Genomic DNA, 24865 nt, shown 5'->3' on the forward strand with positions numbered 1-24865 from the left:
ATGGCCCTGGCAATTTTTGATCTGGACGAAACCCTGATCCATGGCGACTGCGCCACCCTCTGGAGCGAGCAGATGGGGCGCCTGGGCTGGGTCGATCCCGAATCGTTCATGCAGCGCAACAACGCGCTGATGGACGCCTACAGCCACGGCAAGCTGCGCATGGAAGAATACATGGACTTCAGCCTCGAGCCGATGATCGGCCGCACCCCGGAAGAGATCGAGCACCTGGTGACGCCATGGGTCGAGGACTTCATCGAACCGATCATCTTCAGCGATGCCACCAAGGCCATCGCCGAACATCGCAAGGCCGGCGACCGCATCCTGGTGATCTCGGCCTCGGGTACGCACCTGGTCGGGCCGATTGCCGCACGCCTGGGGATCGATGAAATCCTGGCGATCGACCTCGAAGTGGCCCATGGCGTGTACAGCGGCAAGACCGTCGGCACCCTGACCTACCGCGAAGGCAAGATCGCGCGACTGCTGGACTGGTTGGACGCCGAGGAAGAAAACCTTGAAGGGGCGAGTTTTTACTCCGATTCGCGCAACGACTTGCCGTTGTTGCAGCGAGTGGATCATCCCCACGTGGTGAATCCGGATCCGGTATTGAAAGCCCATGCCGAACTGGCCGGGTGGCCGATTCATAGCTGGATATAAGTGCCCACGGTTTCAGCCCAGCAGCAGCCACAAGCTCCAGCCCAACAACAGCAAACCGCAGAGACGACTGAGCCAGAGTCCCTGCGGCAGGCTTTTTTCCAGCAGGATGAAAGCAGCGATCACCGCCACCCAGAACAGGTTCATCACACCGACCACGAACAGCAAGCCCATCAGGGCCCAGCAGCAGCCCACACAGTAGGCGCCATGGGCCAAGCCCATGCGCCAGCCACAGAGCACGTCGGGCCGCCAGTAGCTGAGCAGAAAATGCAACGGCCCGCGACAATGCTCAAGGCATGCCGCCTTGCTGGGCAGCCACTGATAGACACCGGCAACCATCAGCAGGCCGGCGCCCAGCGCGGTACTGCTGCTACGCATCCCCGGAAGCAGAGCGAGTTGCTCGAGCGCCCATTGCAGCACAGTGGCGACCAGGGCGAAGCCGACCCAGACCAGGCCATAGGCGCTACAGAACAACAGCAGGGCCAAGTGTCGCTGCGGTGCCGGCATGCGCTTGCGCAGCATCTGCTGGTAGATCAACAACATGGGCAGGGTGCTCGGCAGCATCATGCCAAGCATCATCACCACCCACATGGTGAACATCAGCAGAGCATCGGCCAGGCTCCACGGCATGATCATGCCGCCCATGGCCGCATCCGCCATGCCACCCGGCGCACTCATGTCGCGAGCCATGCGCAGCAGCATCAGCCAGGCCAGGGCGGTCAGCGCGAGCAGGCAGAACAGGAGCAGCAACTGCTCTCTTGTCAGTCGCTTGCCCTGCGTCGCCGCCTGGGGCTCTGCCATCTTTACGGCTCTATGCCATGGCCGGTGAAGTGCACATGGGCGAGGTGGCTATGACTGCCTTGGGATTGCAGCTTGAGGGCTGAATGCGTCTGGTAGCTGCCGCTGGCCACTTCGGCCTCAAGGAACTCGAAGCCGTTGGGCAGAGACAGGCGGACTCGATGCGGGGAGCCATCGACCGGGCTGCGGATCGGCTCGCCACTGGCCTGCAGCACGCCAGGAATGTCCAGGTGCGCCAACCGCTGATCGACGTCGATGGACAGGGTGATGGGCACGAACTGCGGTTCGAACGCTTCACTCATGGTGGTGCTGAACACCTGGAACACGTTGGCCCCGGGGTCGCTTTCCAGGCCGGAGAGGATGGTCAGCAGAGCCTGGCGTTGCGTCTCGTCCGCGCGCTCATCGATGAACACCTGGCAACTGCCGTTGCCCTCATGGATGGCGCCCGGCCAGGCGAAAGTGGCGGCCCAGCACAAGCCGTCCAGCGCTACTTGATTGAAATACCCGTGTTCCACTCGCATCGACGCCACCGCCTGGCAGTGACCATGGGTCGGTGGCGCATTGAATTGACAGGGGCAACCCCAATTGCAATTGCAGGCAATGAATTCGACGCCCTGCATGCGCCATTCGGCGATGGCCATGATCAACCTCTTCACCTGGCAGGTGAAATGAGAGCTGCGGTTATCCCCCCTCCATTAATTAACGCTAGCAGGGCGTGCCCATCGGAAATGGGCTGCCGACCAAAGGTCGGCTCACCAGCGCCTACACCGCTGCCACAGGTCGCCCATAACGGTCGAAATCAGCTCAGGCTTTCATCGATCACCAGCACCAGCTTCCCGGACACCTGGTTGGTCGCCAGTTCCGCAAACGCCGCCTCGGCGTCCTCGATCGGGAACGTCCTGGCCAGTTGCGGGCTCAGGCGACCTTCGGCAAACAGCGGCCAGACCTGCTGGCTCAGTTCACTGAACAGGTCGGCCTTGAACTGCTCGTCACGGCCGCGCAGGGTCGACCCCAGCAGTTGCACACGCTTGGCCAATACCTGCGCCAGGTCCAGTTGGGTTTCCCGCCCGCCCATCAGACCGATCAACACCCAGCGCCCGTCAACTGACAAAAGTTTCACGTTGAGCCTGGCGTAACTCGCGCCGACCGGATCGAGGATCACATCGAAAGGCCCGAAGTCCTTCAACCGTTCGATGTCTTCGGTGCGCACCACCCCACCCTGGGCGCCCAGGGCCTCGCAATAGGCCAGCCGCTCAGCCGAACCGACGCTGACCCAGCAGGGGTTGCCGAACGCCTTGCACAGCTGGATCGCGGCCGAGCCGACGCCGCTGGCCCCGGCATGCAGCAGCACTTTTTCACCCGGCTTGAGCCCGGCCAGCTGAAACAGATTCAGCCACGCAGTGCTGTAGACCTCAGGCAGCGCGGCCGCCTCAGCCAGGGACAGGCCTTCGGGCACCGGCAACACATGCCGACCGTCGACCACCACCTCCTCGGCCATTCCGCCCCCCGCCAGCAAGGCGCAAACCCGATCGCCCAACTGCCAGGAAGAACCCGGCCCGACCTCGCTGATCACCCCGGAACACTCCAGTCCCAGCGCCTGGCTCGCACCGGGTGGCGGTGGATAGAGCCCGGCTTTTTGTAACAAATCGGCTCGATTCAACCCAGCGGCCGCCACACGAATGCGAACTTGCCCGACATCACATCCCGGACTTGGCTCATCTGCCCATACCACTTGGCCTTCAACGCCTTGCAATGCTTTCACGGTGCCTCCATAGTGAGTCTTGACTGGGCCCGCTGCTTAACGCCGGGCTTTCTTGCATTATGCGCCCGGGTCACATGGACCCGGCGAATTCAAAGATGGCCTAATATGCGTTATCAATTGTCCCTGCGTCGAATCAGCATGAAGCACTTGTTCCCCAGCACCGCCCTCGCGCTTGTCATTGGCCTCGGTCTGTTGCCGCTGTCGAGCGAAACGTTCGCCGCCAACAGCTGGGACAAGCTTCAGCCCGATCGTGACGAGGTGATCGCCAGCCTCAACGTCGTCGAGTTGCTCAAGCGTCATCACTACAGCAAGCCACCGCTCGACGATGCCCGCTCGGTCATCATCTACGACAGCTACCTGAAGCTGCTCGACCCGTCGCGCAGTTATTTCCTGGCCAGCGACATCGCCGAATTCGACAAGTGGAAAACCCAGTTCGATGACTTCCTCAAGAGCGGCGACCTGAACGCCGGGTTCATCATCTACAAGCGTTACCTGGACCGTGTGAAAGCGCGCCTGGACTACGCCATCGCCGAGCTGAACAAGGGCGTCGACAAAATCGACTTCACCACCAAGGAAACCTTGCTGGTCGAACGCAAGGACGCCCCTTGGCTCAAAAGCACTGCCGAACTCGACGACCTGTGGCGCAAACGCGTCAAGGACGAAGTGCTGCGCATGAAGATCGCCGGCAAGGAACCCAAGCAGATCCAGGAAACCCTGACCAAGCGCTACAAGAACCAGTTGGCGCGCCTGGACCAGACCCGCGCCGAAGACATTTTCCAGGCGTACATCAACACCTTCGCCATGTCCTACGACCCGCACACCAATTATCTGTCGCCGGATAACGCGGAGAACTTCGACATCAACATGAGTCTCTCCCTGGAAGGCATCGGCGCGGTCCTGCAAAGCGACAACGACCAGGTGAAGATCGTGCGCCTGGTGCCGGCGGGCCCGGCGGACAAGACCAAACAGGTCGGTCCGGCGGACAAGATCATCGGCGTCGCCCAGGGCAACAAGGAAATGGTCGACGTGGTCGGCTGGCGCCTGGACGAAGTGGTCAAGCTGATCCGCGGCCCGAAAGGCTCGGTGGTGCGCCTGGAAGTCATTCCATCCAGCAATGCACCGAATGACCAGACCAGCAAGGTCGTGTCCATCACCCGCGAAGCGGTGAAACTGGAAGAACAGGCGGCGAAGAAATCGGTCCTCAACCTCAAGCAGGATGGCAAGGACTACAAGCTCGGCATCATCGAGATTCCGGCCTTCTACCTGGACTTCAAGGCGTTCCGCGCCGGCGATCCGGACTACAAGAGCACAACGCGCGACGTCAAGAAGCTGCTGACCGAACTGCAAAAGGAAAATGTCGACGGCGTGGTCATCGACCTGCGCAACAACGGCGGCGGCTCCCTGCAGGAAGCCACCGAGCTGACCAGCCTGTTCATCGACAAGGGCCCGACCGTGCTGGTGCGTAACGCCGATGGCCGGGTCGATGTGCTGGAAGACGAGAACCCGGGCGCGTTCTACAAAGGCCCTATGGCGTTGCTGGTCAACCGCCTGTCCGCTTCGGCCTCGGAGATTTTCGCCGGCGCCATGCAGGACTATCACCGTGCACTGATCATCGGCGGCCAGACCTTCGGCAAAGGCACCGTGCAGACCATCCAGCCGCTCAACCATGGCGAGCTGAAACTGACCCTGGCCAAGTTCTACCGGGTGTCCGGCCAGAGCACCCAGCACCAGGGCGTACTGCCGGACATCGATTACCCGTCGATCATCGACACCAAGGATATCGGCGAGAGCGCGCTGCCCGAAGCCATGCCGTGGGACACCATCCGCCCGGCAATCAAGCCGGCCGTGGATCCGTTCAAGCCGTTCCTGACCCAGCTCAAGACCGAGCATGACACCCGCACCGCCCAGGACGCGGAGTTCGTGTTCATCCGCGACAAGCTCGCCCTGGCGCAGAAACTGATGATGGAGAAAACCGTCACCCTCAATGAAGCCGACCGTCGCGCGCAGCATGCCGATATCGAAGCCAAGCAACTGGCCATGGAAAACCTGCGTCGCAAGGCCAAGGGCGAAGAGCCGCTCAAGGAGCTGAAGAAAGAGGACGAAGACCTGATCACCGAACCGGAAAAAACCAAGCCGGAAGACGATGCCTACCTGAGCGAGACCGGGCGGATCCTGCTGGATTACCTGAAACTCAACACGGCGATCGCCAAGCACTGAGATGATGGCCATTTAATGGTGACTCTCGTCGGAGTGTCATCAAACTGACATCAGTCTGTCGTGAAATACAGGACCGGGCGCCTCGCACCCGGTCCTTTTTTTATCGCCAGAGATTGCCATGACCACGACAGAACAGCTGAGCGCCTTGAGTTCGATCCTGGCTCAGAGCGGTTTACACAGTCTGTTCCAACCGATCATCTGCCTCTCCGAACGACGCATCATCGGCTACGAAGCCCTGACGCGCGGCCCGTCCAACAGCCCATTGCACTCCCCCATCGCCCTGCTCAGCGTGGCACGCCAGGCCGGTCGCCTCAGTGAACTGGAACTGGCCTGCCGGCGCAGCGCCTGCCAGCGCTTCAACGAGCAAAAACTGCCGGGCAAGCTGTTTCTCAACGTCTCGCCCGAATCCCTGCTCGAAGCCGCGCACCAGACCGGGCGCACGTTGCAGCTGTTGCAGGATTTCGGTATTCCACCCAACCAGGTGGTGATCGAACTGACCGAGCAAACCCCGATCGATGACTTCCAGCTCCTGCAAACCGCCCTGCATCACTATCGGGCCATGGGTTTCTCGATTGCCCTGGATGACCTGGGGGCCGGCTATTCGAGCCTGCGGCTGTGGTCCGAATTGCGCCCCGACTACGTGAAGATCGACCGCCATTTCATCGACGGTATTCACCAGGACGCGCTCAAGCGCGAATTCGTCGGCTCGATCCTGAAAATCGCCCGCACTTCCCGGGCCCAGGTGATTGCTGAAGGGATCGAGCTACCGGAAGAACTGGCGGTGCTGATGGAAATGGGCGTCGACCTGGTCCAAGGCTACCTGCTCGCCCGCCCCCAGGAACTGCCATCGCGAGACGCCAGGGCGCTGATGCCGCGACAGGACGGCGGAACGGTGTCGCTGAGCGAGGAAGTCAACGACCTCAGCGCACTGCTCAACGAACAACCGGCCATGGCCCACGACACGCCGACGGCGACCGTGCTGGAAGCGTTCCGGCGCCAGGCCAACCTCAACTCCCTGGCGGTACTGGACAACCTGGGCCAGCCCTGCGGCATCGTCCATCGCCACTCCCTGTCGGACGCCTTGCTCAAGCCCTTCGCCACCGACCTGTTCGCCCGCAAGCCCATCAGCCGCCTGATGAGCGACGATTTCCTGGCCGTGGAGTTGAGCCAGTCGCTGCAACAAGTCAGCCGCCTGATCACCAGCCGCGCCCGGCAACGCATCGAAGAAGATTTCATCATTACCCTCAATGGCAACTACCTGGGCCTGGGCCGGGTGATCGATGTGCTCAAGCTCATCACCGAACTGAAAATCCAACAGGCCCGCTACGCCAACCCTCTGACCTTGCTGCCAGGCAACGTGCCGATCCAGCAGTGCCTCACGCGGCTGCTGCAACAACGCCAGGAATCGGTGATCTGCTACGTCGACATCGACAGCTTCAAACCCTTCAACGACATCTACGGCTACGGTCGCGGCGACGAAGTGCTGCTGTGCCTGGCCCAATGCCTGAACGAACGCATCGACCCCAGCCGCGACTTCGTCGGCCACATCGGCGGCGACGACTTCCTGCTCGTCCTCGGCCCGGAAGACTGGCGCAAGCGCCTGGACCACCTTCTGAGCGACTTCCAGACCCACTGCCGGCGCTTCTACCGTCCCGAACACCTGGAAGCCGGCTGCTTCACCGCCTTGAACCGCCAAGGCGTGCGCCAGGAGTTTGCGCTGCTGTCATTGTCCATCGGCGTCGTGCACCTGCGCTCGGACGCGTGCGGGGAGTTGGATGCCAGCCAACTGGCGGAACTGGCTTCGCAAGCCAAGCACCATGCCAAGGAGATTGTGGGGGGGAGTTTGTATTTGATTGATAGTTGGGTTGAGCGGGTGCCTGTTGTGGAGTTGGGGGTGTCGGTGTGAGGGGTTATACCCTCACCGCAGGGTGACAAGTTAGCACTTACCGTAGTCAACTTTACTGAAACAACTTATTCATCAACTTCCCTTAAAGACTCCATCCAGCGATCAAAATACTCTTTCTGCAATTGAGGATCACTAACTATATCTTGATCATCATATTCAAAGATATTAACAAGATCGCCCCGTGAAGCTCGCTTACCCAAAACATGTTCATAAGCTGCTATTCCTGACGACATTTGCGAGGACATGCTTGAAGGGCGCACACTGCGCTTAGCCCCTTTACATAAAAATTTCGAATCCGAGTGTTCTTTAATGATTTTTCCCAGGCACTCATATACATCTACCCCAGAATAGGACTTAGACCAACCGCTTTTGAAGGTCAGCAGAACAGTTGATTTTTGTGCGCTAACCTCAAGCACTGCCTCCTCCCGTTGACCGTTGCGAACAACTTGAATAATTTGCCTGCTCATAGTTTTATTTCCTTTCAGGGTTAGGTAGTGAATAGCCCACATACGAGCCATCTTTTTTCAGCGGAGTAACTCCAATGATATCTTCTGTCCTTACACGACCAGGAATTGCAACCTCGTACTCATAGCTATACGGCACATCGCTCGCTGGAAGCTCCTTATTCACGTCCCGCCCAGGTATTCTTTTCAAAACATACAGATAACCTTTTTGCGTCTTATATCTTGTACCAAAATCAATGGCAACATCCGCGTTCATTGTAGTGCTAATAAAGTTGCTCGGTGGATTCCTATTATCCCAGACATGAAGTAACAGATCGGTGCTTTTACCCAAGCTCAGAAATCCCTCATCAAAGATAACCTCCGGCCCTCTCAAATCGCCGCGATAAAGATATTTAGGCTTGGGTGGGGATGTCTCCCCCTCATCTACCCCAATCTTAGCCGTCGGATCCTGATCCCCAACCGCCGGCTTACACCCACCCTTCCCCGGACAATCCACCAACCCCAACGGATCCACCCACCCCGTCGGGTTCAAGGTATAGCGATACCCATTGAGCCCACCCGCCAGCTTGCTCGGGTCAGGGGTCAGATAACGGCCGGTCTCCGGATTGTAGTAGCGATGCCGGTTGTAATGCAGGCCGCTTTCCACATCGAAATACTGGCCTTGAAACCGCAGCGGTTGGTCGAGTTGTTCACCGCCGCCGTGCTGGACGTCGAGGAGTTTGCCGTAGCCGTTGTAGCGCGCCGACCAGACGATGTCGCCGCGGTAGCTGGTCAGTTCCTGGGGCGTGCCGAGGTGGTCGAGGTGGTAGTAGAACGGGCAGGCCTTGAGCGGGCCTTCGCCGTCGAGCATCGCCAGGGGGCGGAAGGTGCCGGGTTCGTAGAGGTAGCTGCGGTAGTGGCGGGGGCCGCTTTCGGCGATGAGCTGCTCGCCTTGCCAGATGAATTCGGTGGTCTGGCCGTCGACGGTCTTGCTGGTGCGTCGGCCGAAGGCGTCGTAGCGGTAGGACGCTTCGCGGCCGTCCGGGGCGGTGACCTCGATCAGGCGGTGTTGGCTGTCGTAGCGGTATTCGGTGACGAGGCACTGGGCCTTGCCGCGGCGTTCACGGACCAGGTTGCCGTAGGCGTCGTAGTCGTAGTGGCGGTCGCCCTCCCTCGTCAGGCGGTTGCCCTTGAGGGTGGTGGGGCCGGGGCGGTCCATCATCAAGAGGTTGCCGGCCGGGTCGTGGGTGAAGTGTTCCGGCGGCTCGCTGTGGGAGTGATCGATGCGCACCAGTCGGTCGAGCGGGTCGTACTGGTAGCTGCGCTGGGCCCGGCGGTTGTCGGTGAGGGTCGCGAGGTTGCCGTTGGCGCTGTAGCGATAGTCGCGCCAGATCAGTTGCTGGGGCTGTTGTGACTGCTGCCAGACGGTCTGGGCCTTGAGGCGGCCCTGTTCGTCGTAGGCGTAGTCGCTGAGCAGCCGGCCTTGCTGACGCTGGCGTTCGCGGCCGGCCTGGAATTGGTGTTCGGTCAGGCGCGTGCCGTTGAGGTCGATGGCGGTCAGCGCACCGCCCGGGGCGTGCTGGTAGTCGAGGGTGCTGTGGTCCGGCAGGCGCAGGTGGTTGAGTTGGCCGCAGGCGTCGTAGCCATAGCCCAGGGTGGCCCAGCCCTGGTGCTCCCGGACCAGCCGATCCTGGGTGTCGTATTCGAAGGCCAGCGGCCAGTGGCCGTCGTCGACATGGACCAATCGGCCGAGGGCGTCGTAGCGGTAGTGAACCTGTGCGCCGTCGGGCAAGGTTTTGCGCAGCAGGCGGCCGGCGCTGTCGCGTTGGTAAGCGGTGAGGCGTTGGCTGCCGTCACTGCCGAACTCGGTTTTCTCCAGCAACTGGCCGTTGAGGTCGTAGGCGTAGGCGGTGCGTTGGCCGTCGAAGCCGGTTTCCTCGCGGATCAGGCCGTTGGGGTGGTAATCGAGGCGGTAGTGTTCGCCGGATTCGTTTTCGATGTCGGTGAGCAGCAGCCGCGCCGAGTCGTAGCGGTACTTCAGCGTGCTGCCGTCGGGGTTGATACGGCGGCTGACCAGGTGCAGGTCGTCGGCGTATTCATAGCGGATGGTGCGCCCCAGTTCGTCGCGCTCGGCGGTGACCTTGCCGTAGGCGTTATAGCGCCAGACGCGGGTGGCGCCGATGGGCAAGGTCAGCTGGAGCAAGCGGCCGACGGCGTCCCACTGGTATTGGGTGAGGGCGCCGTGTTCGTCCTCGCGGCTGAGCAAACGCCCCTGGACGTCGTAGGAAAACCGCCGACGTCGACCGTCGGGCAGGGTTTCTTCGGTCAACTGACCGAGCCGGTTCCAGGCCAGATGATGGAAACTGCCGTCGGGGTGGTTGATGACCAGCGGCAGGCCGCGCTCATCGTATTTGTAGAAGGTGCTGTGGCCGTCCGGGTCGGTGTGTTGGGTGATGTCGCCCTGGGCGTTGCGGCGGTATCGCCACACCGCTTTACCGCGTGAACGCGCGTGTAGGAAGCCGTCGCGGTAGTCGTAGGTAGTGGGCTCGTCTTCCGCTGGAATCAGCGCCACCAGCCGTCCAGCTTCGTCGTAGCGGTATTCGCTGACCGCCCCCAGCGGATCCCGTTCGGTGATCAACCGACCCTGTTCGTCATAGGCCTTGAGATGTTCGCCGCCATCGCGCTCGACCTTGCGCACCAGCCGCGCGCGGTCGTCGTGGGCATACACCTCCTGGCTGCCATCCAGGTGCCGGACCGTGACGCTGCCGTCCTCGCCCCAGGTGTAGCGACTGTCCATCTGCGCAAACGAGGCCCAATGCCGTACGCAGCGCGCCGCCGGCCCATCGCCCTGCCACTCCCAGAAAAAACTCGCGCCGCCGGCCAGCTGTCGCTGGACGATGACGTGGCGGTCATCGTAGTCGTAGCGCTCACTTTCCCCGGCGGCATTGCTCGCCTCGATCAGGCGAAAACGCGCGTCGTAGCGGTAGGACGCCAGGGTCTGTTCAGTGCGCCAGGCTTCGTCCAGGGTCAAGGCCGGATGAAAGCTCTGGTAGTCGATGGCGATCAGGTGACGCTGTTCGTAGCGCAGGCGCAGGGCGCGCCCGGCCCCGTTGTCCAGGCGACTGATGTCGCCATGGATGTTGCGCTGGATCGTCAAGCGGTTGTCATACCGATCGCTGAAGGCGCTCAGATGACCGTCGCGAAAGTGTAGGAAAGGGGCTCTTTCGCCGGGCTGGGCGATGATCAGTTCGTCCGCCTCGCCTCCCAGGTAGATCGCGGCACGGGCCAGGCTGTTGTGGATCGCCGGACGCTGGGCGTCAGGCAACGGAAAGGCGGTGCGACGGTTTTCCTGGTCGATCCAGATGACCTGTTCGTCCTCGAGCAGCAAGCGGTGCGCCAGGGCATGGCTCCAGCCGCGCCCGAGCCCCACGTCCAGGTCAGCCGCGCTGGTGCGGTACAGGCGGGTGAAGACAAACGGCAGGCAGCCATCGAGCGTGCCATCTTCCAGCGTCAGCAGTTCTTCGCCGGTGACCATCGACACCGGGCAACCACTGGTCTGGGTCCGGGCGGCCGTATCGGCGCTATCGCCGTTGGGGTTTTTCGATTGGGTCGGGACGTCGTCCTGGGGCTCGTGCCGGCTCAGTCGGGTTGAACCCTGGGATTTTTCCCGTGCCACAGCGGCCGGGTTGCGGATGGACAGCGGCGGCGCCTGGTCACGGTTGATGTTCAGTGGTCCGATGGGCACCGGTCCCACCGGGGCACGCTGGCCGCTGACCACCAGCGGTTTGAGCGCAGTGGCATGCGAGTCGAGCCAATCACCACTGCGCTGGCCCAACCTCCGGCTCGAAGCCTGCAACCAGGTCCGGGCTCGCTCGGAGCGGATCAGGCCGAGCACTTTGCCGCCGACCTGCAGGCCCGGGCCCAGGGCGCCGGTCAAGCGCGCCAACAGGAAATTGATCAGTACCGCGGCGCGCATTTCGCCCATCATCTCGGCCACGTACTGCGGCGGCACCATCCGCAGCCAACTGGCGAACGCCGTCATGTGCACGAAGAGCAAGGGCTCGTCGCTCAACACCATCAACGCCTTGGCGATGGCCTCGGACGATGCCTGGAGCAACTGTTCCAGCTCGATCTCGGTCAGGTAGTGCAGGAGCTTTTCGCTGTTGGCCTGCAAATCGGCCAGCAACTCGAAAACCTGTTTGACGTCCCCCCAAAGCTGATTCAGCGCGTTTTCAAAGCCCTGCCAATCGGCTTGCCGCAACAGGCCATAGCGTTCGCGAAACCCGGCGTCGGAAAAGTCCGCCCACAAGGGTTGAAATTCGCTTTCCCACTCAGCCTTGAGCCATGCCTCGAGTTCAGCGATCACGCCCTGGTAAGAGGCATACAGCGCCTTGACATGCTCGGCCGTCACATGGGGGAAGAAGGTGATGCGGTAACGCTGCCCGCGCCAACACTCGGGCACTTCCAGGATGCCGCTGGGGCCGATCACGTGATGGATCGGCTCACCGAAGATCTCCTGTCCCGGCTCGCCGGCGATCACCGGTTCGAGCATCACCGGGGTGTCGCCGATCGGCACGAAGCGGGCGGCCTGGAACAGGTGCACCAGCGTCAACGGCCCCTCGGCCGGGCAGCTCGCCACCACGGCACTGAGCGGCTTGATCGGCTTGCGCGGCGCTACCAGCGTCACGTCATTGCCGACCTTGAACACCTGCTCCACGTCCAGCGCCTCCAGGCGCCAGAAGCGTTCGACCCAGGCGTCGTACTCATTCAGGCAGTTGCGAAAATCCGCCAGCACCGCCTCGACATCCGGGTGCTCGGGGTCCATGGTCGCCATCACCAGCGCGCCGATGGTGTTGTGCAACGCCAGGAATTTGTCGAAGGCTTGCATGCAGGAATCTCGCGGTGCGGAAACGGACGCGAGACTGTGCCGAGGATGGTGGGAGAAATAAGTCAGGAAAAGAAGCGCTGGGCGTAGGGCGATTCGCTAAATGTGCCCAGCGGGGGAAACAGACGATTCAGAAAAGAGAAAGACCGGTCATGCCAGACGACCTGTGGATAAGGCTACAACTCATCACCGAGTGCCTTGAGCCGGGTCTCGGCCAACGGATGCCCGGCCTGCGCCGCCAACCCCCACCAACGGGCCGCCTCGACCGGGTCCGGGGCCTTGCTGGCGCTGCCGGCCAGGCTGATCACCCCCATTTGATAGGCCGCCTTGCCGTCACCGGCCAACGCCGCCAGTCGCAGCAGGCGAATGCCTTCTTCCCGGGCTCCCAGCCCTCGACCACGAAAGGTCAGGATGTGCCCGTAGAAACTCTGGGCGCCTACATCACCCAGGTTCGCCATGCGGGCAAACTGGCCCTCGAGCCAGGCCCAACCACGCGGCTGTCGGACGAACCACGGCCAATGAAACAATCGGCGCGCCAGCCAATAGCCGGCCCGAGCCTTGAGACGCCAGAGCATTTCAGGCCTCCGCCGACTCGGGATACTCGTATTCGAACACCCGGACCACTTCCGAAGCATGCCAGGAGGCCGCCGCCACCCCGTCGGAAGGCCCGGAAAACCGCCCCAGGCGTTCGACGCACTCGAAAAAACCGGTGCGCGGCAAGCGACTGGCACCCTGGCTGATCACCAACGAACTGCGCAGTGGCTGTTCCGCCCGGGCATCCAGCGCCGCCAGGTGTTCAAGGGCCGCGGTCAGGGTCTGCATGGCCGGGCTGGGCAGTTGCAAGCGCTCCAGCAAGGCGCGGTAGGTCAATAAATGGCGCTGGCGACGCGCCTGGTCCAACTCACCCAATAATCCGTCCCAATGCTGCCGACTGATGCGTACGCTCACGATTCATCCCTCCAACCCGGCACCGTCAACTCCCAGGCCAGACTGCGCCGAATCGCGGCATCGGGCTGACGCTCACCGCTCTCGATCAAGGCCAGATAAGACGGGCTGATACCTACCGTGCGGGCCAACGCCTCGATGGCGATGCCCTTCCCTTCGCGCAAACTGCGTAATTGATCCAGACCGGGAAGAACCTGGTCGGGGGCCGCCGTGTGGCGGGCTGTCGCCTCGCGCGGCGGTGCTTGATCAAGGCCTGCGGCCTTCAACAACGATTGGTACTGATTCCACGGCAAAACCGCGTATTCGGGCTCTCCGTCGCGTGTAATTATTTGAATATCCATGTCTACCCCGTAGGAAAAAAACACTTAGCGACTCAGTCTTTTTCCTTGGAAGTGTAATCCTAATAGTGGTTAAGGTCGCGGGGCGATGAAATCTTGGGGGACAATTGAGCCGGCATCAGCTCTTTTTCTGCCCCTGGAGCAGCAACTGCTCCGGGGTATCGGGGAGTCTTTCGACTTGAGCGAGTTTCTCGGGGGATTGCCGATAACGCCAGGCGCGGAAAGCTTCGAGCTCATCGTCGAGGGTTTTCATCACCCACGCCAGCACCGCGATATCGTCGATCATGCCGAACATCGGCAGCAGGTCTGGAATCGCATCCAGCGGGCTGAGGAAATACATGAGCCCGGCCACCACCGAAATCATCGACTTGGCACTGACGGCCCGATACTCACCCCGCCAGTACGCCAGGCACAAGGCCTGCAACAAGCGCAGATCCTCCTTGAGCTTGCCCAACCGGCCCCCTTCCCGCGCGCCTTTGCTGGCGACGGCAAACAACAATGTCGGCAACCGACCGCGGGCTAGCAGACGCCCTGCCAAGGGCAGAAATCGCGCGAAATTCCACGGAGCCTTCATTTTTTCTCCCACTGAAATGTTATCCACACAAATTGTGGATAACCTTGTGAACAGAGCTGCATTTCACCGCTGAAGCCCCCGTTTCACAAGGGCCCGGCTTAGATCGGGCGTTTTTTACTCACATAAAAAAACCCAATATTTCATTGACTTGACTGGCTGACTGCGCCTAGCACAGCGCCCGTACTGCCTATGACTGTTGGGGACGCCGGGCGTTCGCTTTTATGGCATCGAGCAAGGCCCGAATGCAACAACGCCCCGCATGAGCGAGGCGTTGTCGTGACAGCAGACGCGATTACTTCGCGGCGTCTTCTTTTGCCGGATCCTTGATCGCCAGCAGCTCCAGGTCAAACACCAGGACCGAGTTCGCCGGGATCGCCGGGCTCGGGCTCTGGGCGCCGTAGGCCAGGTCGCTCGGGATGTACAGCTTGTACTTCTCGCCGACGTGCATCAGTTGCAGGCCTTCGACCCAACCCGGGATCACGCCGCTGACTGGCAGGTCGATCGGGCTACCGCGTTCAACGGAGCTGTCGAATACAGTGCCGTTGGTCAGCTTGCCGGTGTAGTGCACGGTGACCACGTCGGTCGGCTTAGGCTGTGGACCGTCGGCCTTCTTCACCACTTCGTACTGCAAGCCCGAAGCGGTGGTGACCACGCCGGCTTTCTTGCCGTTTTCCTCGAGGAATTTCTTGCCGGCTGCCGCCGACTCTTCGCTCATCTTGGCCATGCGCTCTTCGGCACGCTTTTGCAGCGCGGCAAAGGCCTCGACCAGTTCTTCGTCTTTCAGCTTCTGTTCTTTCTTGCCGACGGCATCTTCGATGCCCTGGGCAACCGCTTTGGAGTCCAGGTCATCCATACCTTCCTGAGCCAGGCTCTTGCCCATGTTCAGGCCAATACCGTAGGAAGCTTTCTGCGCCGGGGTTTTCAGCTCTACGCTGGTCTGCGAATCGCAACCTGCGAGTACCAGGCCAACCAGGGCCACCGCCGCCGCCAACCGATGCTGTTTCATGCTATTTCCTTGTTCATGCGCCTAAAGGGCAATCGAGTAAAGCCGCGAGCTTATCAGGCGGCCACGACCAATGGCTACCGGCATGTGAGCCACAAACCGAGGATAAGTTCAGGTGCACAAACGCTTTTTAATTCTTGGGCAGATGAAGCATCTGTCATCTATTACGTACAGGGACAAATTGCCGCCCCCTTGAGCCCAGGCGTAATGGCCACTTGCCGGCCACGCGATGCTGAGGCATAAGGGCTTATTCAAAAAACAAGGACGTTACCGTGCGCCTTCTCTCTCGCATCCTCTTGCTGCTTATCGTGCTACTGCTCATCGCCGTGGCCGTTGTGCTTTATTACATCGCCAATCCGCGCTTGCCGTTCTATACCCCGGTCGAACAGGTGCATTACCTGGACCAATGGAGCGCCGCCGAGCGCCAGACGTATTACTTCACGCCCCAAGGCACCCAGGTCAAAGGTTTGCGCTACGACTGGTTCACCGCCCTGGAGCTGCCCTTCTCGCAACAGCGCTTCGCCTCGCCGGAATACCTGGCGCGTTTCGGTTTCCTGGTCGACCCGGCGCAAAAAGCGACGCCGGACAACCCCGGCAACCTGCCGGTAGGTTTCGCACGGCACCAGAACCCGGGCAGCAGCGACGAATTCCTAGATATCACCTGCGCGGCCTGTCACACCGGTGAACTGCGCTTCAAGGGCCAAGCGATACGAATCGACGGTGGCTCGGCCCAACACGTCTTGCCTTCGAGTGTTCCTACATTGCGTGGTGGTAGTTTCGGACAGGCATTGGTCGCCAGTCTGGCATCTACCTACTACAACCCCTGGAAATTCGAACGCTTCGCCCGCCAGGTGCTGGGCAAGGACTACGACGCCCGCCACGATGAACTGCGCGAGGCGTTCAAGACATCCCTCGATACATTCCTGCGGGTGGCCTGGAACGATACCCACCGCGGTCTCTACCCCACCGAAGAAGGCCCGGGACGCACCGACGCCTTTGGCCGCATTGCCAATGCCAGCTTCGGCGACGCCATTTCGCCGAAAAACTACCGCGTGGCGAACGCGCCGGTGGATTACCCACAGTTGTGGGAAATATGGACATTCGATTGGGTACAGTGGAACGGTTCAGCCCAGCAACCCATGGCCCGCAATGTCGGTGAAGCCTTGGGCGTCGGCGCCACGCTGAATTTCTTCGACGCCCAGGGCAAACCGCTACAGGGCGACGCGCGTTATCCCTCCAGTGTACGGGTGCGGGACCTGAACAAAATCGAGGAAACCCTGCAACTGCTCAAGCCTCCGGTGTGGCCGGAAGGGTTGCTGGGCGCGATCGACAAACCTCTGGCCGCCAAGGGTCGTGCCCTGTTCGCCGAGAACTGCGCCGGTTGCCACGTCCCCAAAGTGGTTCAAGGGCCTGACAGGCCGGTCCAGCAACTGCACATGCTGCCGGTGAACGTCATCGGCACCGACCCGGGCACCGCCAACAATATTGCCGACCACCGTTTCGACCTGACCAGCCTGCAGTGGGATCCGGCCGAACTGGCGAAACTGGAAGTGCAACTGCACCCGACCCCGACGCAGCCGCTGGACCTGAGCCAGCTCTCGGTCGCCAAAGGCCTGGCCTACGTCACGGCCTTCGTCGAAAACCGCGCCTACCGCGACGCTGGGGTTACCCCGGCCGAGCGCCCGGCCCTGGACGGTTTCGGCCTGCCCATCGGCGTGCGCGAACTGCGTGCCTACAAGGCCCGGCCGCTGGCGGGCGTGTGGGCCACGCCACCGTTCCTGCACAACGGCTCGGTGCCGACAATCTATCAACTGCTGTCCCCGCAGGATGAGCGCGCGACCAGCTTCTATAAAGGCAATTTCGAATACGATCCCAAGCACCTGGGCTATCGCACCGAAGCCTTCACCAACGGTTTTGTCTTCGACACCCGGATCACCGGCAACCATAACAGCGGCCATGAATTCCGCTCCGGTGACCGGGGCAATGGGGTGATCGGTCGCCTGCTGCAACCAGAAGAACGCTGGGCCTTGCTGGAGTACCTGAAAGTGCTGGGCAGCCCGTTGGAGTCGCAACTGTAATGACGAATTTTCCAGGCAAAAGGGTGTACCCATGCTGATCACGCTCTGGCTGCGCCTCGGCGCCTTTTTGGGCAAGACGCTTCTCTGGTTGCTCGGCATCGGCCTGCTCGGCTGGGCCCTGGCGACGGCGTGGTTCGCCTGGCAACAGCGCGGGCCGGTTTCGGACAAGGAACAGCTAGCGCCCGGCGAAGCCGCGATGACCCAGGACATCATCCAGACCGCGATCCGCATCGTCGACCAACACCGCGAAGGCACGCGCTATCTGCGCGACGCCCATGCCAAGGCGCACGGTTGCGTCATGGCCGAAGTCCAGGTGCTGAACGATTTACCAACAGCGTTACGCCAGGGCGTGTTCGCCGAGCCGGGAAAGGTCTGGCAGGCCACGATGCGCCTGTCCAACGGCAATGCTTATCCGCAGTTCGACAGCTTGCGCGATGCCCGGGGGATGGCGCTCAAACTGCTGAACGTGCCCGGCCAGCAACTGCTGGCTGATCGTCAATCACAAGGCGAACAGGATTTCGTGATGTTCAATCATCCGAATTTCTTCGTCAGTGATGTCGCCGAATATCGTCAGAACGTGGCCGCACAGGCCGATGGAAAAAAGGTGATGGCGTTCTTTCCAAGCCTGGACCCACGCAGTTGGCAGATCCGTCACTTGTTCGTGGCCCTGGCGACGCTCTCACCGCCGCCGGCCAGCCCGACCCAGACCACGTATTTTTCGGTATCGCCCTACAAGTTCGGCGAAGCCAACGCCAAGTTTCGTGTCGCGCCGGACCCGGACAGTTGCCCGCCCTACACCCTGCCCGCGCAAAACCAGGACCTGCCGAACTTCCTGCGCAGCGCCCTGAACCAGCAGTTATCCACAGACCGCGTGCCGGCATGTTTTGTCTTGCAGGTCCAGCGTCAGGATCCGGCCAAGTACATGCCGATCGAAGACACCAGCATCGAATGGCAGGAAAGTGACGCGCCGTTCGAGACCGTGGCACGAATCAAGGTGCCGGCCCAGGACTTCGACACTCCCAAGCTGAACCTGGCCTGTGACAACCAGTCGTTCAACCCATGGTTCGGCATCGAGGCGCATCGCCCTATTGGTGGTATCAATCGCTTGCGTAAGGCGGTGTACGAGGCGGTGAGTGATTACCGCCACAGCCGTAACGCCGAGCAGTAGAGGGCACGCCAATGCCAGACAGCAAAAAGCCCGCTCAATGAGCGGGCTTTTTGCAGGTACCTGGCGTTCAGTATTCCAGGTGACCGAATATGGCGCAGCGGACGGGACTCGAACCCGCGACCCCCGGCGTGACAGGCCGGTATTCTAACCGACTGAACTACCGCTGCGCGAAACATTGAAAGCTTGGTGGGTGATGACGGGATCGAACCGCCGACATTCTGCTTGTAAGGCAGACGCTCTCCCGGCTGAGCTAATCACCCTGCACTTTCGATGCGGGGCGCATTCTCGCACAGTTTTTCGTAACGTGCTGATTTAATTCATAAATTCAGCAAAAAAACTGGAGTGACGCCCATCGCATTAACCGTAGACAGCAAAAAGCCCGCATTTAGCGGGCTTTCTGTGGGTACCTGGCGTTCAGTGTTCCAGATAACCGAATATGGCGCAGCGGACGGGACTCGAACCCGCGACCCCCGGCGTGACAGGCCGGTATTCTAACCGACTGAACTACCGCTGCGCGTAACACTTGAAGCGAAATGGTGGGTGATGACGGGATCGAACCGCCGACATTCTGCTTGTAAGGCAGACGCTCTCCCGGCTGAGCTAATCACCCTTCGCTTTCGGTGTGGCGCGCATTCTACGGAGCGTCCTCAACCCTGGCAAGCACTTTTTAAATTAATTTTCTCAGGCCTTCCAAAGGCTTAGCGAAGGGTTGGCCTGCGGCGCCGCGAAGAGAATAATGCCCCCCTTTGTATAAAGGAGAGATTCGCCCCATGTGGTTCAAAAACCTGCTTATCTATCGCCTGACCCAAGATCTGCCTTTTGATGCCGAGGCGTTGGAAACTGCACTGGCCAGCAAACTGGCGCGTCCCTGTGCAAGCCAGGAGTTGACCACTTACGGTTTCGTCGCCCCCTTCGGCAAGGGCGAAGATGCACCGCTGGTGCACGTCAGCCAGGATTTCCTGCTGATCGCCGCGCGCAAGGAAGAACGCATCCTGCCGGGCAGCGTCGTGCGCGATGCCCTGAAGGAAAAAGTCGAAGAGATCGAAGCCGAGCAGATGCGCAAGGTCTACAAGAAGGAACGCGACCAGCTCAAGGATGAAATCATCCAGGCGTTCCTGCCGCGCGCCTTCATTCGTCGTTCGTCCACGTTCGCCGCCATCGCGCCGAAGCAAGGCCTGATCCTGGTGAACTCCGCCAGCCCGAAACGCGCCGAAGACCTGCTGTCTACCCTGCGTGAAGTCATCGGCTCACTGCCGGTGCGGCCGTTGACCGTGAAGACCGCCCCGACTGCGATCATGACCGACTGGGTCAAGACCCAGAAAGCCGCGGACGACTTCTTCGTGCTGGACGAATGCGAGCTGCGCGATACCCACGAAGACGGCGGCATCGTGCGTTGCAAGCGCCAGGACCTGACCAGCGACGAAATCCAGCTGCACCTGAACACCGGCAAGGTCGTGACTCAATTGTCGCTGGCCTGGCAGGACAAGCTGTCTTTCGTGCTCGATGACAAGATGGTGGTCAAGCGCCTGAAGTTCGAGGACCTGTTGCAAGACCAGGCGGAACAGGACGGCGGCGACGAAGCTCTCGGCCAATTGGATGCGAGCTTCACGCTGATGATGTTGACCTTCGGCGAGTTCCTGCCGGCACTGGTCGAGGCGCTGGGCGGGGAAGAGATTCCGCTGGGGATCTGACCGCCAACGAGCTCCCCCTGTGTGCGAGCCTGCTCGCAATAGCGGTGTGACAGCCACAACAATGTTGACTGACACTCTGCCATCGCGAGCAAGCTCACTCCCACATTGGTTTTGTAGCGCTACTTTTACGGCGACCTTGATCCTGGGCGCATTGCTGGGCACTCTATCGCCAAGCGCGGGGACGACCCCGCCACTCGATCGAAGTCGAGTTCAACCCGGGGACGACCCCATCCATCGATGGAGGTACGTGATGTCCTGGATCATTCTGTTTTTTGCCGGCCTGGCCGAAGTCGGTTGGGCGGTTGGCCTGAAGTACACCGACGGCTTCAGCCGCCCTCTTCCCACCGCATTGACGATTGCCGCCATGGCGATCAGCCTCGGCCTGCTCGGCCTTGCCATGAAGGAATTACCACTGGGCACGGCCTATGCGATCTGGACCGGGGTCGGTGCCGTGGGCACGGTGATCGCCGGGATCATCCTGTTTGGCGAGTCCATGGCACTGGTTCGCCTGGCGAGTGTGGCGTTGATCGTCACCGGACTGATCGGACTCAAGGTCAGCGCTTAATGACTCCCCCATCAGAACAACATCTCCAAGAACAATACCTGTAAGAGCAAGACCTGTGGGAGCAAGGCTTGCCCGCGATGGCGCTCTCAAGGCACTCATCGCGAGCAAGCCTTGCTCCCACAGATCTTGTCCTCGTAGCCTTTCCTACAGTCTCTGTGCTATCGAACAGCTCCGCGCAACTCGCCTACCACTGCTTGCAGCTTGGTCGGCTCTGCCATCTCCACCGCCACCGCCGGCCCTGCCACCAGAGTCACCCGAGACCAGAACCGACGAAACAGCCCCTTGGCCGGGTCGCGACTGAAGAAACTACCCCACAAGCCCTGCAACGCCAGGGGAATCACCGGCACCGGCGTTTCCTGGAGAATGCGGGTCAGGCCGCTCTTGAACTCATTGATCTCACCGTTAGCGGTCAGTTTTCCTTCAGGGAAAATGCACACCAACTCGCCCTCCTTCAGGTATTCGGCGATGCGGGTGAAGGCTCTTTCGTAGATGTGAATGTCTTCCTGGCGCCCGGCAATCGGAATGGTTCCGGCCGTGCGGAAAATAAAGTTCAACACCGGCAGATTGTAGATCTTGTAGTACATCACGAAGCGAATCGGCCGACGCACCGCGCCGCCAATCAGCAAGGCATCGACAAACGACACGTGATTGCAGACCAGCAGCGCCGCGCCTTCGTCGGGAATCGCCTCCAGGTTGCGATGCTCCACGCGGTACATGGAATGGCTCAGCAGCCAGATCATGAAACGCATGGTGAACTCGGGGACGATCTTGAAGATGTAGGCGTTGACGCCGACGTTGAACAGCGACACCACCAGGAACAATTGCGGGATCGACAGCTTGGCCAGGCTCAGCAGCACGATGGAGACGATGGCCGAGACCACCATGAACAACGCGTTGAGGATGTTGTTGGCCGCGATCACCCGCGCCCGCTCGTTTTCGGCGGTACGCGACTGGATCAACGCATACAGCGGCACGATGTAGAAACCGCCGAAGATCCCCAGGCCGAGGATGTCGATCAGCACCAGCCAGGCGTGACCATAACCGAGTATTTCCAACCAGCTATGCCCCACGGCACTGTCGGGAATCGACCCGGAATGCCACCACAGCAACAGGCCGAAGACCGTCAGCCCGAACGAACCGAACGGCACCAGGCCGATCTCGACCTTGCGCCCGGACAAGCGCTCGCAGAGCATCGAGCCCACGGCGATCCCCACCGAAAACACTGTCAGGATCAGCGTCACCACGGTTTCGTCACCGTGCATCCATTCCTTGGCATAGGCCGGGATTTGCGTCAGGTAAATGGCCCCGACGAACCAGAACCAGGAGTTGCCGACGATAGAACGGGACACCGCCGGGGTTTGTCCCAAACCCAGTTTCAGGGTGGCCCAGGACTGGCTGAAGATGTTCCAGTCCAGGCGCATTTGCGGCGAAGCGGCCGCTGCCCGCGGAATGCTGCGGCTGGCCAGATAACCAAGCACCGCGATACCGACGATGGCCGACGATACGATGGGAGCGTAATGCGCCGAGGACATCATGACCCCCGCGCCGATGGTGCCGGCCAGGATGGCCAGGAAAGTGCCCATTTCCACCAGGCCGTTGCCGCCGACCAATTCATCTTCGTGCAAGGCTTGCGGCAGGATCGAATACTTCACCGGGCCGAACAACGCCGAGTGCGTGCCCATGGCGAACAGCGCCACCAGCATCAATGACAAGTGATCGAACAGGAAGCCCACCGCCCCGACCGCCATGATGGCGATCTCGCCAAGCTTGATCAGGCGAATCAACGCGTCCTTGGCGAACTTTTCCCCGAACTGCCCCGCCAGCGCCGAGAACAGGAAGAACGGCAGGATGAACAGCAACGCGCAGAGGTTGACCCAGATCGAACGATCCCCCTCGATCGCCAATTTGTAGAGGATGGCCAGGATCAAGGATTGCTTGAAAACGTTGTCGTTGAACGCGCCGAGCGATTGGGTGATGAAGAAAGGCAGGAAACGCCGCCTGCGAAGCAAGGTGAACTGCGAGGGGTGACTCATCTTCCGTGTTCCTGTGTGGCCTGGATGCTTATTGGAATGACGCTTTTCGATCCAGGCCACACATTACCTGTGTTCAGGCGCTGCACGAAAAGTCTTGAGACGAAGGTCAGGCAAGGCGAAAACAGCCGAGCAAGCGCAGTGTACTGGAGTACATGAGCATTCCGATCGGACTCGCGCACGAGGTTGTTTTCAACGCAGCATGAACGAGTATCAAGGCTTTTCGTACAGCGCCTAGCGATTATTTCGCCAGCCCCGCAATGCATGGAGACACAAACAGTTCTCCGTGCCAGGCCCCGAGCACTGTACGCCGGCCCACGATCAACCACATCAGGGCCAGCATCACCACCAGCACACCACCGAACATGTTGAAAAAACCCAGGTTCAGCAAGTCCGCCAGCTTCAGCGTGGTCAACGCATACACCCCCAAGGGAAAGGTGAAACCCCACCAACCGAGGTTGAACGGAATACCCGCGCGCAGATAGCGGGCCGTGATGAGCAGCGCGATCAACATCCACCAGAGCCCCAGCCCCCACAACGTGATACCGGCCACCAGCCCAAGCCCCGTGGCAATGTTGCCGACTTCAGGCAAACCGTTGGCGGCAAAAATCAGTGGTGCATCGTTCCCCAACAGCAACATGCCCAGGGCGCCCGTGCCGATCGGGCCGAGTGCCAGCCAGCTCGACGCTGCCATGTTTTCGTGGGGCAGTTTGTGCAGGGCCATACGCAACAGCAGGATGGTCAGGATGCTGAAGGCCACCGGCAGGGAAAAAGCCCAGAGCACGTAACTGGTGACCAGCATCACCAGTTGCCCATGAACGTCGGCCAGGTGCGGCGCCAGCAGCCCGCCACTGGCGGCGGCGACCTCGGCCGCCACCACCGGCAACAGCCATACGGCGGTCATCTGGTCGATCCGGTGCTCCTGGCGAGTGAACATCAGGAACGGGATCAACACGCCGCAAGCCACGGACATCGCCACGTCGATCCACCACAACCCTGCGGCCAGGGGCAGCACACCCTCGCCCCAACGCGGCAAGCCGAAAACCAGCAAGCCATTGATGAGGGTCGCCAGGCCCATGGGAATGGTGCCGAAGAACATCGAAACCGTCGAATGCCCGAAAATCCGTCGCGCCTCGTCGAAGAACAACAGCCAACGGGCCGTGTACAGACCGGCGAACACCACGAACAACAGGGCGTTGAACAGCCACAAGCCTTCGCCCACGACACGCAGGCCCGGCACATTCCCAGGCCATTGCGCCAAGGCCAGCGCCAACACACCCGTGCCCATGACGACGGCGAACCAGTTCGGCGTGAATTGGCGAATGACTTCCAGCGGCCCGGGCAAATGGCTCAGTGGGCGCAAGCGTTTTTTTGCAGCACAGCGTGTCATGGCGAACTCCTGTCCTCGGATGAGGGTGCCGCCATGCTAGAGCCGGATCGAATATCTATATAACGGGTAATTTCGCTATGTGTTATCTATTTTGCAGATAACACTTAGACGCTGCCTTCGGTCTCGATCACCAAGACCCTCACCTCCCCCAACGGCCTGGCCACATGCTCGGTGCCTACTGACGCGTAGAAAATATCGCCGGCGTCCAGCAAAGTGTCTTTTTCGACGCCCGCCTCCCGATAGCACATCTGCACTTGCCCATCGAGCACCACGAAGACTTCCTGCCCATCGTTGATGTGCCATTTGTACGGCTGGTCGGTCCAGTGCAGGCGCGTTGTGATGCCGTTCATGTTGGCGATATCCAGCGCTGCCCAGGCGCGGTCACCGGTGAAGGATTTGCTGCGGATGATTTTCAAGGGTC

20 protein-coding genes and 4 tRNA genes are annotated in these 24865 nt (G+C 60.9%); 7 read left to right on the plus strand and 17 right to left on the minus strand.

From position 1 onward, the window contains the following. Entirely contained in the window at nt 1–654 is a 654-nt protein-coding gene (locus N4Q37_RS21975) for an HAD family hydrolase (RefSeq protein ID WP_260961728.1), read from the plus strand. Nucleotides 655–666: 12 nt separating this feature from the next. Here the strand turns inward: N4Q37_RS21975 and N4Q37_RS21980 are convergent, their stop codons facing one another. The 3 genes from N4Q37_RS21980 to N4Q37_RS21990 all read right to left on the minus strand — a co-directional run bounded on the left by N4Q37_RS21980 (nt 667) and on the right by N4Q37_RS21990 (nt 3211). Beyond that, nucleotides 667–1452: a DUF2182 domain-containing protein gene (locus tag N4Q37_RS21980; RefSeq protein ID WP_260961729.1), complete on the minus strand. Its 786-nt coding sequence runs from the start codon at nt 1450–1452 to the stop codon at nt 667–669. Nucleotides 1453–1454: 2 nt separating this feature from the next. Further along, nucleotides 1455–2090: a DUF1326 domain-containing protein gene (locus tag N4Q37_RS21985; RefSeq protein WP_260961730.1), complete on the minus strand. Its 636-nt coding sequence runs from the start codon at nt 2088–2090 to the stop codon at nt 1455–1457. A gap of 158 nt (nt 2091–2248) precedes the next feature. Beyond that, a complete protein-coding gene (locus N4Q37_RS21990; protein WP_260961731.1) occupies nt 2249–3211 on the minus strand; it encodes a zinc-binding dehydrogenase in 963 nt (320 codons plus the stop codon). Nucleotides 3212–3349: 138 nt separating this feature from the next. Here N4Q37_RS21990 and N4Q37_RS21995 point away from each other — a divergent pair, with 138 nt between their 5' ends. Beyond that, on the plus strand, nt 3350–5428 hold the full coding sequence (locus tag N4Q37_RS21995; protein WP_260961768.1) for a carboxy terminal-processing peptidase: 2079 nt from the start codon (nt 3350–3352) through the stop codon (nt 5426–5428). A gap of 118 nt (nt 5429–5546) precedes the next feature. After that, entirely contained in the window at nt 5547–7334 is a 1788-nt protein-coding gene (locus N4Q37_RS22000) for a bifunctional diguanylate cyclase/phosphodiesterase (protein ID WP_260961732.1), read from the plus strand. A gap of 65 nt (nt 7335–7399) precedes the next feature. Here N4Q37_RS22000 and N4Q37_RS22005 read toward each other — a convergent pair whose 3' ends face one another. The 7 genes from N4Q37_RS22005 to N4Q37_RS22035 form a co-directional block, all read right to left on the minus strand. Continuing rightward, nucleotides 7400–7801, minus strand: a complete 402-nt coding sequence (locus N4Q37_RS22005) for a hypothetical protein (protein ID WP_260961733.1) — start codon at nt 7799–7801, stop codon at nt 7400–7402. Nucleotides 7802–7805: 4 nt separating this feature from the next. Next, nucleotides 7806–12665: an RHS repeat-associated core domain-containing protein gene (locus N4Q37_RS22010; protein WP_260961735.1), complete on the minus strand. Its 4860-nt coding sequence runs from the start codon at nt 12663–12665 to the stop codon at nt 7806–7808. Nucleotides 12666–12838: 173 nt separating this feature from the next. Further along, complete coding sequence (locus tag N4Q37_RS22015; RefSeq protein WP_260961736.1) at nt 12839–13237, minus strand: sel1 repeat family protein; 399 nt, start codon at nt 13235–13237, stop codon at nt 12839–12841. A gap of 1 nt (nt 13238) precedes the next feature. Then, the gene (locus N4Q37_RS22020) at nt 13239–13610 is read right to left on the minus strand and encodes a hypothetical protein (RefSeq protein ID WP_003179080.1); all 372 of its coding nucleotides are present in this window, start codon (nt 13608–13610) and stop codon (nt 13239–13241) included. Next, a complete protein-coding gene (locus tag N4Q37_RS22025; protein WP_260961743.1) occupies nt 13607–13948 on the minus strand; it encodes a helix-turn-helix domain-containing protein in 342 nt (113 codons plus the stop codon). Before N4Q37_RS22025 ends, N4Q37_RS22020 begins: the two co-directional genes overlap by 4 nt. Before the next feature lie 115 nt (nt 13949–14063). Then, complete coding sequence (locus N4Q37_RS22030; RefSeq protein ID WP_260961744.1) at nt 14064–14519, minus strand: YkvA family protein; 456 nt, start codon at nt 14517–14519, stop codon at nt 14064–14066. A gap of 292 nt (nt 14520–14811) precedes the next feature. Further along, nucleotides 14812–15525, minus strand: a complete 714-nt coding sequence (locus tag N4Q37_RS22035) for an FKBP-type peptidyl-prolyl cis-trans isomerase (protein ID WP_260961745.1) — start codon at nt 15523–15525, stop codon at nt 14812–14814. 269 nt (nt 15526–15794) lie between these two features. Here N4Q37_RS22035 and N4Q37_RS22040 point away from each other — a divergent pair, with 269 nt between their 5' ends. Together N4Q37_RS22040 and N4Q37_RS22045 are read left to right on the plus strand one after the other, a co-directional pair. Continuing rightward, nucleotides 15795–17600, plus strand: coding sequence for a cytochrome c (locus N4Q37_RS22040; RefSeq protein WP_260961746.1), 1806 nt, complete (start codon nt 15795–15797; stop codon nt 17598–17600). Between the two features lie 31 nt (nt 17601–17631). Beyond that, a complete protein-coding gene (locus tag N4Q37_RS22045; protein ID WP_260961747.1) occupies nt 17632–18768 on the plus strand; it encodes a catalase family protein in 1137 nt (378 codons plus the stop codon). 90 nt (nt 18769–18858) lie between these two features. Here N4Q37_RS22045 and N4Q37_RS22050 read toward each other — a convergent pair. The 4 genes from N4Q37_RS22050 to N4Q37_RS22065 form a co-directional block, all read right to left on the minus strand. Beyond that, nucleotides 18859–18935, minus strand: a tRNA-Asp gene (locus N4Q37_RS22050). A gap of 17 nt (nt 18936–18952) precedes the next feature. Continuing rightward, nucleotides 18953–19028 (minus strand) — tRNA-Val (locus tag N4Q37_RS22055). Nucleotides 19029–19205: 177 nt separating this feature from the next. Next, a tRNA-Asp gene (locus N4Q37_RS22060) sits at nt 19206–19282 on the minus strand. A gap of 20 nt (nt 19283–19302) precedes the next feature. Then, a tRNA-Val gene (locus tag N4Q37_RS22065) sits at nt 19303–19378 on the minus strand. Between the two features lie 160 nt (nt 19379–19538). Here N4Q37_RS22065 and rdgC point away from each other — a divergent pair. Beyond that, complete coding sequence (rdgC, locus tag N4Q37_RS22070) at nt 19539–20459, plus strand: recombination-associated protein RdgC (RefSeq protein ID WP_260961748.1); 921 nt, start codon at nt 19539–19541, stop codon at nt 20457–20459. Nucleotides 20460–20709: 250 nt separating this feature from the next. Further along, nucleotides 20710–21024, plus strand: coding sequence for a quaternary ammonium compound efflux SMR transporter SugE (gene sugE, locus N4Q37_RS22075; protein ID WP_260961749.1), 315 nt, complete (start codon nt 20710–20712; stop codon nt 21022–21024). Nucleotides 21025–21182: 158 nt separating this feature from the next. Here the strand turns inward: sugE and N4Q37_RS22080 are convergent, their stop codons facing one another. The 3 genes from N4Q37_RS22080 to N4Q37_RS22090 form a co-directional block, all read right to left on the minus strand. Continuing rightward, the gene (locus N4Q37_RS22080; RefSeq protein ID WP_260961750.1) at nt 21183–23057 is read right to left on the minus strand and encodes an MFS transporter; all 1875 of its coding nucleotides are present in this window, start codon (nt 23055–23057) and stop codon (nt 21183–21185) included. A 238-nt stretch (nt 23058–23295) separates the two neighbouring features. Beyond that, nucleotides 23296–24444 carry a TDT family transporter gene (locus N4Q37_RS22085; RefSeq protein ID WP_260961751.1) on the minus strand — a complete coding sequence of 383 codons (1149 nt, stop codon included), beginning with the start codon at nt 24442–24444 and terminating at the stop codon, nt 23296–23298. Between the two features lie 104 nt (nt 24445–24548). Further along, a complete protein-coding gene (locus N4Q37_RS22090) occupies nt 24549–24860 on the minus strand; it encodes a cupin domain-containing protein (protein ID WP_260961753.1) in 312 nt (103 codons plus the stop codon). Between the last annotated feature and the right edge of the window lie 5 nt (nt 24861–24865).

Origin of the sequence: Pseudomonas citri (assembly GCF_025336485.1) — a bacterium.
Lineage (GTDB): Bacteria > Pseudomonadota > Gammaproteobacteria > Pseudomonadales > Pseudomonadaceae > Aquipseudomonas > Aquipseudomonas citri.